Annotated in this window: 10 protein-coding genes; 9 read left to right on the forward strand and 1 reads right to left on the reverse strand. The window is 53.7% G+C overall.

Annotated elements, in window-relative coordinates:
- Window positions 1–248 precede the first annotated feature (248 nt).
- A complete protein-coding gene (gene mnmC, locus SIL79_RS14650) occupies window positions 249–2,234 on the reverse strand; it encodes an FAD-dependent 5-carboxymethylaminomethyl-2-thiouridine(34) oxidoreductase MnmC (protein ID WP_319619416.1) in 1,986 nt (661 codons plus the stop codon).
- A gap of 209 nt (window positions 2,235–2,443) precedes the next feature.
- Here mnmC and fabB point away from each other — a divergent pair, with 209 nt between their 5' ends.
- The 9 genes from fabB (at window position 2,444) to purF (ending at window position 14,386) form a co-directional block, all read left to right on the forward strand.
- Window positions 2,444–3,655, forward strand: coding sequence for a beta-ketoacyl-ACP synthase I (gene fabB, locus SIL79_RS14655; protein ID WP_071475898.1), 1,212 nt, complete (start codon window positions 2,444–2,446; stop codon window positions 3,653–3,655).
- A gap of 165 nt (window positions 3,656–3,820) precedes the next feature.
- Window positions 3,821–4,951 carry a 4-phosphoerythronate dehydrogenase gene (locus tag SIL79_RS14660; RefSeq protein WP_215773026.1) on the forward strand — a complete coding sequence of 377 codons (1,131 nt, stop codon included), beginning with the start codon at window positions 3,821–3,823 and terminating at the stop codon, window positions 4,949–4,951.
- The gene (locus SIL79_RS14665; protein WP_039033444.1) at window positions 4,952–5,968 is read left to right on the forward strand and encodes an aspartate-semialdehyde dehydrogenase; all 1,017 of its coding nucleotides are present in this window, start codon (window positions 4,952–4,954) and stop codon (window positions 5,966–5,968) included. It abuts the gene before it with no gap.
- A gap of 243 nt (window positions 5,969–6,211) precedes the next feature.
- Window positions 6,212–9,364, forward strand: coding sequence for a FimV/HubP family polar landmark protein (locus SIL79_RS14670; protein WP_319619417.1), 3,153 nt, complete (start codon window positions 6,212–6,214; stop codon window positions 9,362–9,364).
- Between the two features lie 132 nt (window positions 9,365–9,496).
- Entirely contained in the window at window positions 9,497–10,282 is a 786-nt protein-coding gene (gene truA, locus SIL79_RS14675; protein ID WP_319619418.1) for a tRNA pseudouridine(38-40) synthase TruA, read from the forward strand.
- Between the two features lie 68 nt (window positions 10,283–10,350).
- The gene (folC, locus tag SIL79_RS14680; RefSeq protein WP_319619419.1) at window positions 10,351–11,622 is read left to right on the forward strand and encodes a bifunctional tetrahydrofolate synthase/dihydrofolate synthase; all 1,272 of its coding nucleotides are present in this window, start codon (window positions 10,351–10,353) and stop codon (window positions 11,620–11,622) included.
- Window positions 11,623–11,640: 18 nt separating this feature from the next.
- Window positions 11,641–12,231 (forward strand): SPOR domain-containing protein, encoded by a 591-nt coding sequence (locus SIL79_RS14685; protein WP_071475894.1) that lies wholly within the window; start codon window positions 11,641–11,643, stop codon window positions 12,229–12,231.
- A gap of 108 nt (window positions 12,232–12,339) precedes the next feature.
- Window positions 12,340–12,828 carry a CvpA family protein gene (locus SIL79_RS14690; RefSeq protein ID WP_025010464.1) on the forward strand — a complete coding sequence of 163 codons (489 nt, stop codon included), beginning with the start codon at window positions 12,340–12,342 and terminating at the stop codon, window positions 12,826–12,828.
- Between the two features lie 43 nt (window positions 12,829–12,871).
- On the forward strand, window positions 12,872–14,386 hold the full coding sequence (gene purF, locus SIL79_RS14695; RefSeq protein WP_039033440.1) for an amidophosphoribosyltransferase: 1,515 nt from the start codon (window positions 12,872–12,874) through the stop codon (window positions 14,384–14,386).

Consider the following 14,386-nt stretch of genomic DNA (forward strand, 5'->3'; position numbering starts at 1 on the left):
TTATGCTGAGCGGCATTTTTTATCTCGATTGATTACCTGTGTTGGTTCATTTGGAATGTTATTCGTGGACGGGCGTTCCATTCAACTTAAACGGTTTGACGAGCTGTGGCCGATGCCAGAATGGCAATACTGTCGGCTAATGGATATAGATTATCCATGGATACGATAGTTTCTGAGTGAGGCTTTGATAACAGCTTCCTCTATTAAGCTCGGTTTGCCCATGCATGTCTTGGTTAATTCATTCAATATTAAAGCGCTTTACCCTTGATAAGTTTGCGCATCCACATCCGGTTGGGATTAAGGCGCTGCAGCAGCGTACTGCCTACCGGCAAGGGTTGATGACAAAGCTCTGATGCCAGAATTTCCGCCGCCAATGGACCTGTGCTGAGGCCGCGTGAGCCCAAACCACCAAGAATATAAAGACCGGGATGCACAGGCGCCAGTGTCTGTTGCCAGTAGCGGGCACTCTCGGGGGTGTGCTGATGTTGCTGATAAGCCTGCATTAGTGCACTGACATCCGGTGCTTGCCCCAACATGGGAAAGTGATCCCGGGTGACCATACGCACCCCTACTCTGGCATCTTGTCCCATCACCAGCCCCCGGTGCCAGTCGGCATCCGGATAACTCATGGCGATTTTTTGCAGGTTTTCTCTCTGCTCGGCGTCGCTGTAGGCCAACTGCTCGGGATCTTTGATATAACTGGCTCCCAGGCAATGAATCCCCTCCCAGGCCGGAGTGAGGTATCCCTTGGCGCACAGCACTGCCTTAAGCGCTCCCAACCCGCCTTGGGTTGCAACTTCACTGACCTGGCCGCGAAAAGGTGAGGCGGGTAGGGCCGAAGTTTGTGGCAGCGCCGTCAGCGAAGCGCCGCTTGCCAACACCAGCTTCTTGAATGGCCCAAAGCGGCGACCATCGGCAGCACTTAACCACCAGAGGTGATCCTCTCTTGAAATCGCCTTGATATGGGTTCGGGGTTGAAAGTCACAGTAACTCGAGTCGACGGCGTATTGGATGGCGGCGCGGCACAGTGCTCTGGGGCAGACCCAGCCACCCAGAGGGTAAAAAAGGCCATCTTCTTCTATATCCAATCCCGCAAGCTCAGTAGCTTCAAAGCTGTCGACCCGGCGCAGAATATCCGGGTGCCAGTTTTGGCCCTCGGCAATCTTATCCAGGCGGGCGCGGCTTCGCTCATCATAGCCAGTGTGTAACACACCGCAAAAGTCATGGGCGATATCGAACCCGGCGGCAGTCAGGGCGGTTATCCGCCGTCGACTGAAGAGAAAACCTTGTTGGAACAGGGTGTTGAGCTCTGATGTTTCCGGCGTCAACAGCGGGTATAGTGCACCTTGTCGGTTGCCGCTGGCACTTTCACCCGCGTTATCCTCGCTGCAAAATACCTGGCTGGCTTGTTGGCGCTCTGCCAATGACAATGCCAGCTGACTGCCGGCCACACCGGCGCCAATAATGGCAATAGATTCATCATCTGCAAGCATGGGCTCCCGGTAGAGCGGCCAGGGCGCCAGTCTGGCATTGCTTTGGCGCCGCAAGGCAAGGCGTTCTGCCTTGGCGATGGGCTCGAGCTCAGTTTGTTGAGTCAAAAGCAGTGCTGCCGGCCCGTTAAAATCTACTATATTGAGCCCGCTATTGACCATAATAGAGGCAAGAGCGCTTCTCTTACTTGGCAGGCACAGCAAGGAGGCGTAGTCTTTAGCCAAGCGCGCCATCTGCCAGACCGCTGCCTGAGAGGGTAAGGACTCTGCAAGCCAGAGCCAGTTGTCTATCCAGCCGTTATGGTTTACCCCTGGCAACTCTTTGAGCAAGGTGGCGTCAAATTCAAGGTAGAGATCCAGTGTCAACCTGCCACCATCGAGCACAAAACGTTGGCAGCCGGGGATTGCCAGAGGTTTACCTGCCTGCAGCTCGGCAAGAAGCGCCATTACTGCGCTTGTTTGATGTTCGGCGAATGCCGTAGCTTCGGTGGTCTGCCATAATGGCAGTTTGCTTTGCAGGACCTTGAGCGATTCTGCCCGGGAATCTTTATCGGCGGCAAACAGCAAGAGTTGTAACACAAGCTTGGGATAATTCTGTCGTAGTTGGCTCCAGAGTTGCAGCAGCGGCAACAGGGCTTCACTGCCTACCGCCGCCAGACAAATTTGCCGCCCGAAGGGCTTGTCACCGAAACGGATTTGTTGGTAGGGCGCAAGAGTCGCCGTCGGGGCTTGTGTTGTTTCCACAGATGTGGGATTTTGACTGCAAGTTTGCGTATTTTCACTGCCGGATGGCCGAAGTTGTTCCTGTTTCACGGGCAATTTTTTACTCTGGAGGCCTTGTTCGGCATTATTTTACCCAAGTTTACGGAAAGCTGACCACTTAAATGCTGTAAAACGGCTAACATGGCGTCAGCAAAAGTAGGTACTGAATTGTACGGAATGGATAGTAAAACATGAAAAGAGTCGTGATCACCGGAATTGGCGTTGTATCAAGTATCGGTAATAACAAACAAGAAGTGACAGAATCTCTCAAGGCTGGCCGCAGTGGTATCACCCACTCAGATCAGTTTGAGGAGATGCAGCTGCGCAGTCATGTCTGGGGCGACATCAAACTCAATCCCGCCGAGCATATCGATCGCAAGGCGTTGCGTTTTATGGGGGATGCCGCAGCCTACGCCTATTTGGCTATGCAGCAAGCTATTGAAGACAGCAGTCTGACCGAAGAGCAGTATTCAGATCCTCGTGTAGGTCTCATTGTTGGTACCGGTGGCGCTTCGTCTTCCAACCAGGTTCAGGCGGCTGACACCCTGCGTGCTAAAGGCGTCAAGCGCGTGGGTCCTTATATTGTGCCGCGGATAATGTCTTCTACTGCCAGTGCCTGTCTGGCGACGCCCTTCAAAATCAAAGGGATGAATTACTCCATCAGCTCAGCCTGTGCCACGAGTGCGCATTGTATCGGCCATGCGGTGGAACTGATCCAGATGGGTAAACAGGATATGGTCTTTGCCGGCGGCGCTGAAGAGATCGATTGGACCCTGACCATGGGCTTTGACGCTATGGGCGCCTTGTCGACCAAGTATAACGACACACCGGAAAAGGCTTCCCGCACCTATGATGCCGACCGTGATGGCTTTGTTATCTCTGGCGGCGGCGGCATAGTGATTGTCGAGGAGCTGGAGCACGCGCTGGCCCGCGGCGCCAAGATTTATGCTGAAGTCATAGGTTATGGCGCTTCATCTGACGGTTATGACATGGTAGCCCCAAGCGGCGAAGGTGCGGTGCGTTGCATGAAGATGGCGCTGGAGTCAGTAGATACACCTATCGATTACGTTAACACTCACGGCACTTCTACCCCTGTCGGTGATGTGCGAGAGCTGGAAGCCCTGCGTGAAGTCTTCGACGGCCAGATGCCGGCGATTGCCTCAACCAAGTCACTGACAGGCCACGCCCTGGGCGCAGCCGGTGTTCATGAGGCTATATACAGCTTGTTGATGCTCGAACAAGGTTTTATCGCGCCATCAATCAATATCGACAACCTGGACGAGGCCGCAGAAGGTATGCCAATTGTGCGTGAATACCGCGACGCCGAGCTCAACACTGTTATGAGCAATAGCTTCGGTTTCGGTGGCACCAACGCTACCCTGGTGATGCGTAAATACAAGTAAACGCCTTGTGTCACTGAATCAAGAAGGAAGCCAAATGGCTTCCTTCTTTGCTTATGAGCTGACGCAGAACTTGTTAGTAGCTTCCGCAAATGTGCGCCGGACTCAGACAAGCATCTAGCTCGCTGATAGAATAGCGGTTTAATCCACAACAGAGCAGGAAAGTCGATGAAGTTGGTGGTTGATGAAAACATGCCCTATGTGCAGCCCTTGTTTGCCGAGCTGGGGGAGATAGTAGCCGTCGATGGCCGTCATCTGGATGCGGCCACAGTAGCCGACGCCGATGTTTTGCTGGTGCGTTCGGTCACCAAGGTCAATGAGGCACTGCTGGCAGGCGCACATAAACTTAAGTTTGTCGGCAGTGCCACCATAGGGACAGATCATGTGGACAAGGCTTATCTGGCGTCCCGCAACATCCCCTTTTTCAATGCACCCGGATGCAATGCCATCGCGGTTGGCGAGTATGCTTTTATCGCCATGTTGGAGCTGGCCAACAGATTTGACACTCAGCTTAAGGGCAAAACCGTTGGCATAGTCGGTGCCGGTAACACAGGCTCGGCGCTGGCGCGCTGTCTGGAGGCATACGGAGTTAATACCTTGCTCTGCGATCCCTTACTGGCCGAGGCCGGCGACAGCCGCCGCTTTGTTGGCCTGGATGAACTGATTGCCGGTGCCGATATCATTAGTCTGCACGTACCTCTGACCCGGGATGGCGAGCATCCTACTTGGTATCTGTTTGACGAGCAGCGACTGGAAACGCTGAAACCCGGCTGCTGGTTGCTTAACTGTTGCCGCGGTGAAGTGATAGATAATCGCGCGCTGATCCGGGTCAAGGGCAAGCGACCGGATCTCAAGTTAGTGCTGGATGTTTGGCAAGGGGAGCCTAATCCCATGCTGGAGCTGGTGCCTCTGGTGGAGTTTGCTACACCGCATATTGCCGGTTACAGCCTGGAGGGCAAGGCCCGGGGCACTTTCATGTTATATCAGTCCTTGATGGCGATACTCAACCGCCCGGCGGACAAGTCACTTGGGGCGCTATTGCCAGAGCGTTGGAGCTCCCGGCTCGATATCAGTAGTTCGCCCGATGAAAAGGCATTATTGTCCTTGTGCCGATTTATTTATGATCTGCGTGATGACGATGAAAAATTCCGGAAAATGCTGAAAAACCCCACAGGTTTTGATGACATGAGAAAAAATCACCGCCATAGGCGAGAATTCAGTGCTTTGACTCTTTCAAATGTCGGCGGTTCTGGGGTAGATTGGTTGTCTCATTTAGGTTTTTCAGGAGTCGGTCTGTAAATGTCGCAGGAATTTAACGTTGTCGTATTGGGTGCTTCAGGAGCCGTGGGTCAAACCATGATAGAAATCCTCGAGGAGCGTAACTTCCCGGTGGCGAATCTGTTTCCACTGGCCAGTAGTCGCAGCGCCGGTGAAACCGTGAGTTTTCACGGTAAACAGGTGGAGATCCTCGATGTAGAAAGCTTCGACTGGACTCAGGCGCAGATAGGCTTCTTCTCTGCCGGCGGTGACGTCTCGGCGAAATGGGCGCCAATTGCGGCCGATGCCGGTTGTGTGGTGATAGATAACACCTCTCACTTCCGTTACGACCTGGATATTCCATTGGTTATTCCAGAGGTCAATCCGCAGGCGATTGCCGACTTCCGTAACCGTAATATTATTGCCAACCCCAACTGCTCGACGATTCAGATGTTGGTGGCGCTCAAGCCTATCTATGATGCCTTTGGGATCAGCCGTATCAATGTGGCCACGTATCAGTCGGTTTCCGGTACAGGTAAAAAGGCGATTGAAGAGCTGGCGGGTCAATCTGCAAAGTTGTTGCAAGGCTTGCCTTCAGAGCCCAAGGTTTATGATAAGCAGATAGCTTTCAACGTGTTGCCGCACATAGACAGGTTTATGGAAAATGGCTACACCAAAGAAGAGATGAAGATGGTTTGGGAGACCCATAAGATCCTCGGCGACAGCGAAGTTCTGGTGAACCCTACTGCGGTGCGGGTCCCTGTGTTCTATGGACACTCGGAAGCGATTCACATCGAGACGCTGCAGCCGGTTGATGCTGCCGAAGTCAAGGCAGTGTTGCGGGATGCCGAAGGCGTGGTGCTGTTTGAAGATGATGACGATTATCCGACAGCTGTTACTGAAGGCGCCGGTAGTGATCCTGTGTATGTCGGCCGGGTGCGCAAGGATATCTCCCACGATCTGGGTATAGATCTTTGGGTGGTCTCTGACAATATCCGTAAGGGTGCGGCGCTCAACAGTGTACAGATAGGTGAGATCCTGATCCGCGACTATCTCTAAAGAAGGTGCGAGTCAGTCCCACGAGGGCTCTGCCTGTGCTTTCAGACTTACATGCAAGGCTGGAAGCACTTTTCCTAAACGCTTTGTTTCTGTTGAAAAAGCCTGCAGTTTGCAGGCTTTTTTTGTTTTGCAAATGTGAACAGTAGCAGGGCGGACATTTCTGGTTTATAGTAATCTCAATAAATACAAATGCCTAAAGCCAGTCGTCAGCCGGCGAAACCAGCGCTTGAAAGGGAAGAATGGATGAACTTTCGCACTTCATATCTTGTTGGCCTGATGGCCGCTTTTTTTGCCCTGAACCCAAGTAGTCTTATAGAACCCGCCCATGCAGAAGGCCTGAAAATTACCGGTCCCGACGGTCAAGTGCGCCAGCAGGTGCGCCAGTATGGCCCGACGACAACATCGGACACCTTTTGGAGTATTGCCCAGAAAGTCAGACCGGATCCCAGTGTCAGTATCTATCAGGTCATGGCCGCGATTTTTGAAGCCAACCCGCACGCTTTCTCATCCAATAACTACAACAGCCTCGAACGGGGCATGATACTGCTTATCCCTTCCAAGGAGGTGATGCAGGCTATTCCTTTGAGTATGGCCAGAGCTCGCGCCGAACAGGATGATAAGCGCTGGTCTTCCGGTAAGCCGCTAAAAGCAGATAATGGCAAAACTGAAACCGCTAAAGCCCCAGAGCGTTCAAGCCAAGCCGTGAAAGAGCCAACGACGGCCACCCAACCTCAACCTGCGACGCAGCCATCCAAGGTGAGTACAAGTGTCAAGGATAACAGTGAGCAGCCCAAAGTCAGTGAGTCATCCACTGAACCCACTCAAGTGGCTTCTACTAAATCCTCAAATACAGTAACAGAAGCAACCCAAGAAACGGCAGACGATAACAGCATTGAAGCATTGCAGAGCCGCAACCTGAGTCTGACCGATGAGCTGGGGCGTGCTCAGGATCAACTCTTGGTGGCCAATACGGATAACCAAGGGCTGCAGGCGCAAATTGATGAGCTGAATCAGCGTCTATCGGTATTGGAAGAGTCACTACAGGCCAGTAAAAAACAGGAACAGCAACTCAAGGCCGAAAATGCTGATCTCAAACAGCAGCTTCAAGTCGCCAATGCTACGGCGAATGAGCCGGACGACCTCTGGCGCAGTTTGATGGATAACCCATTATTGTTGGTGCTGGCTGCCGCAGTACCCGCGGTATTGTTGTTGTTGCTGCTGTGGAGCATGTTGCGCCGCAAGCGTAAGCAGGCTAATGGTCAAGCGCCACAGACAGATGCTGCCCCAATGGCAGCCGCAGCTGTTGCCGGCGCGGCCACGGCCGAGATGGCAAACGCCAACGATGAACTGGCCGTGCGTCTGGACGATGATCCGGACGATTCCATTGATTCATTGCTGGATGTCGACAGCTCAGCGCTGCAGCCTGAGCCGGAAGTTGAGAGTGACAACGAGCAGATGGATATGGCGCAGGAGATGTTCATCGACTCAGGCGAAGGGGATACCAGCCAAGAGGCTGAAGATGAAGGTCAGTCGCTCGATGATCTCTGGGCTGAAGCTATGGGTGAACAAGAGGCCGGTGAGCAGGAAGATGCTGGCGAGGAAGACTTGGACTCATTGCTGGCTGGCTTGGACGATACCGATAAACAGGAAGTTATTCCTGAAGATTGGCAGGCCGAAAGTGTTCCAGCATCAGAGCCTGATCTGAGTGAAACCCTACCGGAAGATGTGACTGCTGCTTTTGAACAGGGTTTTAGCCAAGAACTCGATCAAGAGTTTGCTTTTGAACAAGACAAAGAGGTGATTTCAGAGAGAGAAGCGAAGGCAGAGCTGGATGAAGATCTCAGTGCCGCTATCGCCGCCGAATTGGCCGAAGATGAGCAGGCTGACGAGACTCTGGATGAGACACAGGAAGCCGATATCGATGCGCTGCTGGCCGGGTTTGACGTCAAAGAAGACACAGAACCTCAAATTGAAGCCAGTGCTCAAGTTGAAGACGATAGTAGGGCTGAAGCCGAGGAAGATCTCAGTGCTGCCATAGCCGCCGAGCTGGATGAGGATGACTCAACTGGTACCGAGCTGGGCGAAGAAGCGGACATAGATGCTTTGCTCGCAGGATTCGACTCGCCGGTAGAACTGAATTCTGAAGAGGAAGACTTAAGCGACGTTATCGCCGCCGAGCTTGAAGATGACAAGGTTGCCGTAGACTCCAGCGATACAGAGGCAGACATAGATGCCTTGCTGGCAGGTTTCGATGACTTGGACGAAGCTGTCGAGACTCAAGCAGCAGAGCCGGTTCAAGCTGAGGAAGAGAGTGAAGATCTGGACGCCTTGTTGGCAGGGCTTGCGGATGATGTAATTGCGATAGATAACGTTGATGAGGCAATCGCTGAGACAGACGAGGAAGATAGCTCAGAGGTTAAGTCTGATGATGCCACTGAGCGCAGCGATGCCGAATTGGATACCATGCTGGCAGGCTTGTCGCAGGCTGAGGACTTGGACGAGCCTAAGAAGCCTGATGAAACCGATATTTTGGCCGATGAGAGCAGGGATAGCGATAACGAGCTGCAAAGCGGTCAACGCAGCGACAAGGATTCCGGCTTCTTCGACGATCTCAAGGCCGGCGGCAAAAGCCATGATCCCCATATGCTTGAGTGGGAGCCCTCCGCACCCAAAGAGCCCTTGGTTGAGGAAGAGCCTTCAGCGAAAAAAGAGCCCTCGGCGCAAGAAGAGCAACAGCCTACAGCCATAGAAGAGCTCTTGACTCAAGAGGAGCTCTCAAGCCAGGAACAGGCTGTTGAAGTTGAAGACAGCCTAACAGATACCGAGCAGGCTCTGGATATCGGCCTGGCCCAGGATAGTGACGACAGTGATAAGAGTCTGAGCGACGATGATCTGTTGGCCGCTTTCTCTGAAAACGTTGTCAACGAAGCCGAGGTGGATGAAGAATTCAGTCTTGAACTGGATGATGATGACTCGCTGGATCTCGAAGATCATAAACTGACAGTGGATGAAGCGCTGGCAGCCCTCGATGCCAAAGAAAAAGGCAAGGTCGCTTCCAGCATGGTGCCGGAGCACGATCTCAGCGCCTTCCAGAAGGAAAACGGATTTATCGATATTGAGCGCCTGCTCAGTGAAGCCGATGAAGGCAACAGTGATACCGACCCCTACAAGGAACTGGACGTGGATATGGGCGAACTCGATTCCCTCGTTGGCGCCGCCGCTATGGTCGACGTCGATGATGAGGAAAACTCTGTCAACGCCAAGCTGGACTTGGCGCGGGCCTATATCGAAATCGATGACAAAGACAGCGCCAAGGCATTGCTTAAAGAGGTGGAGCTGGACGGCAACGCCCGCCAGCAAGAGGAAGCTGCAGCCCTGATCAAAACCTTGGGCTAGAGCTCAGTCAATACTCAAACGGCGCCCCAGGCGCCGTTTTTTATGCAGTCCGTTTATTGTCCGGGCTTTTTCTTGGAGGCGAATGCCTGCTCTGTGGTAGAATTCGCCGCCTTGAGATCAGGGGAGAAACAGATGCGTATTGCGTTGGGTATCGAATATGACGGCAGCGGCTATTATGGTTGGCAGCGCCAGGCCGAAGTGGATTCAGTTCAGGGGCAGTTGGAGCGGGCTTTGTCTCTGGTCGCCAATGAGCCGATAGCACTGCAATGCGCCGGTCGCACCGATGCCGGGGTACACGCCACCGGGCAAGTGGTGCATTTTGATACTTCTGCCATTCGTAAAGAAGGCGCCTGGACCCTGGGCGTCAATGCCAATCTGCCGGACAATATTGCGGTGCGCTGGGCCAAAGAGGTAGACGACAGTTTTCATGCCCGCTTTTCGGCAACTGCTCGTCGCTACCGATATATCATCTACAACCACAATTTCCGTCCCGGCATTTTGCGTGGTGGCGTCAGCCATTATCACGGTGACCTAAACGAGCAGAAGATGCATCAGGCGGCTCAGTATCTGCTGGGTGAGCGCGACTTCACCAGTTTCAGGGCGATCCAATGCCAGTCGCGCACCCCGTTTCGCAATGTGCACAGGGTCAGTGTGACCCGCCAGGGCATGTATGTGATAGTGGATATCGAAGCCAATGCCTTTTTGCATCACATGGTGCGCAATATTGTCGGCTCGCTGCTGGAAGTGGGGTTTGGCAATCAGCCGCTGGATTGGCTGGGTCAGTTGCTGGAGCTTAAAGACAGAACCAAGGCGGCTCCCACCGCCAAACCCAATGGCCTCTATCTGGTGCATGTCAGCTATCCTGAGCAATATCAACTGCCCAAGTTGGCCATGGGCCCACTGTTTATGCCGGACTGAAACCGTTAGCATGCTGTTGCCGCTACGCTTTTGCTTGCGGCAACATCAAGATTTAAGGGAAGAATCAAATGTCGCAATCATCCGCTCATCCGCATCAGCTACCGGGAGCCAACGCTCCTTTGTCTGTTTGGCTGGACTACCTGCTGGCTATTCATCCGACTGAAATCGACATGGGGCTCGAGCGGGTCACCCAAGTTGCCACCAGGCTCGGCGTGCAGTCACTGGGCAGCACCAAGGTGATCACAGTTGCCGGTACCAATGGCAAGGGCAGCACCTGCCGTATGCTGGAGCAGATCATGCGCGCGGCGGGTTATCGGGTCGGAGTTTACAGCTCGCCCCATATCCTCAATTACAATGAGCGGGTGCGGATAGACGGTGTCGATGCGCCGGATAGCGACTTTATCTCGGCCTTTGAAATCATAGAGGCGGCCAGAGGCGACACCTCGCTGACCTTCTTTGAATATGCCACCCTGGCTGGATTACTGCTGTTCAAGCAGGCCAAGCTGGATCTGGTTATTCTGGAAGTGGGCCTGGGAGGCCGGCTGGATGCTACCAATATCATAGATGCCGATGTCAGTGTGGTAACCGCCATAGATCTTGATCATCAGGCGTATCTTGGTGACACCCGGGAACTGGTTGGCCGTGAGAAGGCCGGCATCTTCCGTCACAACCGCCCGGCGATAGTAGGCGATGCCGAGATGCCTGCCAGCGTGGTTGAGGTTGCCAATGAAAAGGGCGCCTTACTCAAGGCGGTGGGGCAGGCGTTTTGCTACAAGCAAACCAGCACTGGCTGGGATTTTTGCGGTGAGCACTGGCAGTTTGAGGGCTTACCCAGGCCGCAATTACCTCTGCCCAATGCCGCCACCAGCTTGGCGGCGCTGGAACAACTCTGGCCTGAGCTTTCCGAAGCGGCGATTTGCTCAGGGCTCGCCAGTGCCAGGCTCAGCGGCAGAATGGAGCATATCTGCGAGGCGCCGCTGATTATTTTGGATGTGGCGCACAATCCCCACGCGGCCCGCTATCTGGCGCAAAGGCTGGATGAACTGCAGGCCAAGGGGCGAGTCTATGGCGTTTGCGGTATGCTCAAGGACAAGGATATCGAAGGCGTAATGCAAGCGCTGGCGCCTAGCATAGACAGCTGGTTGTTGGTGACGCTGCATAATGAGCGTGGTGCCGATGCCGGCCGTTTGCGAAAAGCCCTGCCGGATGGCTCTGACGCCCGGGAATTTGAACAGATGCAAGATTGCTGGCAATACCTCAAACCCAAACTCGGCGCCGAAGATGTGGTAATTGTCTTTGGCTCCTTTTACACTGTTTCGGGCTTTAAAGCGCTTATCTAAGACTGGAAGGAAGATATTTTGTCGACTCAGTTTCATAACCGTCTGGTAGGTACCGTAGTATTGGTCGCCTTGGGGGTGATCTTTTTACCTGACATTCTCGATGGCAAGAAAGAGCGCCAGCAAGAGCAGTTCACTGAAATTCCGCTGCGGCCGGATACCGAATCGCAATTGGCGGAGCCGGGGGAGTTTCAAACCCTGGATGTCGCCGAGACTCTGGACTTGGCGCAGGAGACAGACGAGCCTCAGGTTGAAGTCGAACCCGCTCCCGAGGTGAAGGCTACCGAAAACAGTGTTTCCAACACCGCCCAATCCAAGCCGCAGGAGGCCAAAAAGACTCCCGAACCCAAGGCCAAACCCAGTGATGCGGCCTGGACTTTACAGCTCGGCGCCTTCAGTAATGCGGCCAATGTCAAAGCCCTGGTGGCCAAATTGCGCAAGGCCGGATTCAGCGCCTATACCTTGCCGGATAAGCCTGTGGACGGCAAATTGACCCGGGTGTTTGTCGGTCCGGATGTCTCCAGCGAACGCATCAAACAGCAACAGCAGAAAGTGGAACAGCTGACCAAACTCAAGGGTAAAGTAGTTCGCTATAACCCACAGGAAAGATGACAGTTTGCCCCGAGTCGGCAAGCAATTATTTACGCCCCCGGGGGTGAGAATGCTTGCCTTCTCTGGTAGAATCCCGCCGACTTAAATCTTCACCGGATACTTCTACCCATGGTTTGGATAGATTACGCCATCATCATAGTTATCGGATTATCGACTCTTATCAGTCTGATCCGTGGTTTTGCCAAAGAAGCCATGTCGCTGGTGGTTTGGTTCGCCGCTTTTTTCATCGCCAGCCAGTTTTATCAAGACCTTGCCGTTCATATCACCCAAATCAATGATGAGGTGCTGCGAAACGGGGTTGCTATCGCCATCCTGTTTGTTGTCACCCTGATAGTGGGGGCCTTGGTGAACTATTTGATAGGCCAGTTGGTCTCCAAGACAGGGCTCTCGGGAACGGACAGAATTCTTGGCCTGTGTTTCGGTGCGCTGCGCGGCGCATTGATAGTCAGTGCCATACTCTTTTTTATGGATGCCTTTACCGGCGCGCCCAAAACCGATTGGTGGCAGGGTTCGCAACTGGTGCCCGAATTCGGGGTGGTTATCCAGTGGTTTTTTGACTACTTGGAAAATACCTCAAGCTTTGTACCCAAAATATAAAAAATACAATTATCAGAACATCTTACAATGAGGAAGCTTACCCATGTGTGGTATCGTCGGAATCGTTGGCCGCTCGGCGGTCAATCAGACCATCTATGATGCACTGACAGTGCTTCAACACCGTGGCCAGGATGCTGCAGGCATAGTGACTATCGATCAGAATGCCTTTCGCCTGCGTAAGGCCAATGGTCTGGTCAAGGACGTATTTGAACCCAAGCATATGCAGCGGCTGCAGGGCAACGCCGGCATCGGCCATGTGCGTTATCCCACCGCCGGCAGCTCCAGTGCCTCTGAAGCCCAACCGTTTTATGTGAACTCTCCTTTCGGGATCTCTCTGGCGCACAACGGCAACCTGACCAACACACTGCAACTGGCCGAAGGGCTGCGCAACAAGCGCCGCCATGTGAACACCACGTCCGACTCTGAAGTGTTGCTCAACCTGTTGGCCGATGAGCTGGACAAAACCGACAGCCTGACCTTGAGCCCGGATGAAGTGTTCGATGCAGTTTCCCGGGTGCACGCCGATACCCGCGGTGCCTACGCCGTGGTGGCTATGATTATTGGTCAGGGCCTGGTGGCATTTCGCGATCCTTTCGGTATTCGTCCTCTGGTGCTTGGTAAGCATGAGACAGCCTCTGGGACCGAGTATATGGTGGCTTCAGAGAGTGTGGCACTGGACGCCGTTGGTTTCGAAGTGATGCGCGATGTGGCTCCCGGCGAAGCCGTGTATATCACCACGGAAGGTGAGTTGTTTACCCGTCAGTGCGCCGAAGCGCCAAGTTATGCCCCTTGTATCTTCGAATTCGTTTACTTTGCCCGTCCGGACTCCACCATAGACAAGGTGTCAGTCTATGCCAGCCGGGTCAACATGGGTGCCAAGCTGGGTGAGAAGATCCGTAAGGAATGGTATGACCATGATATCGATGTGGTGATCCCTATTCCGGAAACCTCCTGTGATATCGCCCTGGAAATTGCCCGTGGCATGGATCTGCCTTACCGTCAGGGATTCGTGAAGAACCGCTATATCGGCCGTACCTTCATTATGCCTGGGCAGCAGGAGCGCAAGAAGTCGGTCAGACGCAAGCTCAATGCCATCAGCGCTGAGTTCAAGGATAAGAACGTGCTGCTGGTGGACGACTCCATAGTGCGTGGTACCACCTCAGAGCAGATCATCGAGATGGCCCGTGAAGCCGGCGCCAAGAAGGTGTATTTCGCCTCGGCTGCGCCTGAGATCCGCTTCCCCAACGTTTACGGCATAGACATGCCAACCTCCAATGAGCTGATTGCTCATGGCCGTGATGCCGATGAAATCGCCCGTATCATTGGCGCAGATGGCATCATCTTCCAGGATCTGAGCGATCTGGTGGAAGCGGTGCGAATGGAAAACCCGGATATCAAGCGCTTTGAAACCTCAGTGTTTGATGGTCACTACATCACCAAGGATGTGGATCAGGCCTATCTGGATCATCTGACCCAGCTGCGTAACGACGATGCCAAGGCCAACCGCAACAAGGATATAGGTACCAACCTGGAGCTGCATAACGTCTGCCATCCTTGA

The sequence above is a fragment of the Shewanella indica genome (assembly GCF_033842865.1).
Taxonomy (GTDB): domain Bacteria; phylum Pseudomonadota; class Gammaproteobacteria; order Enterobacterales; family Shewanellaceae; genus Shewanella; species Shewanella indica.

What these genes read in the sequence shown, in the direction of transcription:
- SIL79_RS14665 (WP_039033444.1), top strand. Translation starts at nt 4,952, where the DNA reads ATGTCGCAGGAATTTAACGTTGTCGTATTGGGTGCTTCAGGAGCCGTG.
- fabB (WP_071475898.1), top strand. Translation starts at nt 2,444, where the DNA reads ATGAAAAGAGTCGTGATCACCGGAATTGGCGTTGTATCAAGTATCGGT.
- SIL79_RS14670 (WP_319619417.1), top strand. Translation starts at nt 6,212, where the DNA reads ATGAACTTTCGCACTTCATATCTTGTTGGCCTGATGGCCGCTTTTTTT.
- purF (WP_039033440.1), top strand. Translation starts at nt 12,872, where the DNA reads ATGTGTGGTATCGTCGGAATCGTTGGCCGCTCGGCGGTCAATCAGACC.
- SIL79_RS14660 (WP_215773026.1), top strand. Translation starts at nt 3,821, where the DNA reads ATGAAGTTGGTGGTTGATGAAAACATGCCCTATGTGCAGCCCTTGTTT.
- SIL79_RS14690 (WP_025010464.1), top strand. Translation starts at nt 12,340, where the DNA reads ATGGTTTGGATAGATTACGCCATCATCATAGTTATCGGATTATCGACT.
- folC (WP_319619419.1), top strand. Translation starts at nt 10,351, where the DNA reads ATGTCGCAATCATCCGCTCATCCGCATCAGCTACCGGGAGCCAACGCT.
- truA (WP_319619418.1), top strand. Translation starts at nt 9,497, where the DNA reads ATGCGTATTGCGTTGGGTATCGAATATGACGGCAGCGGCTATTATGGT.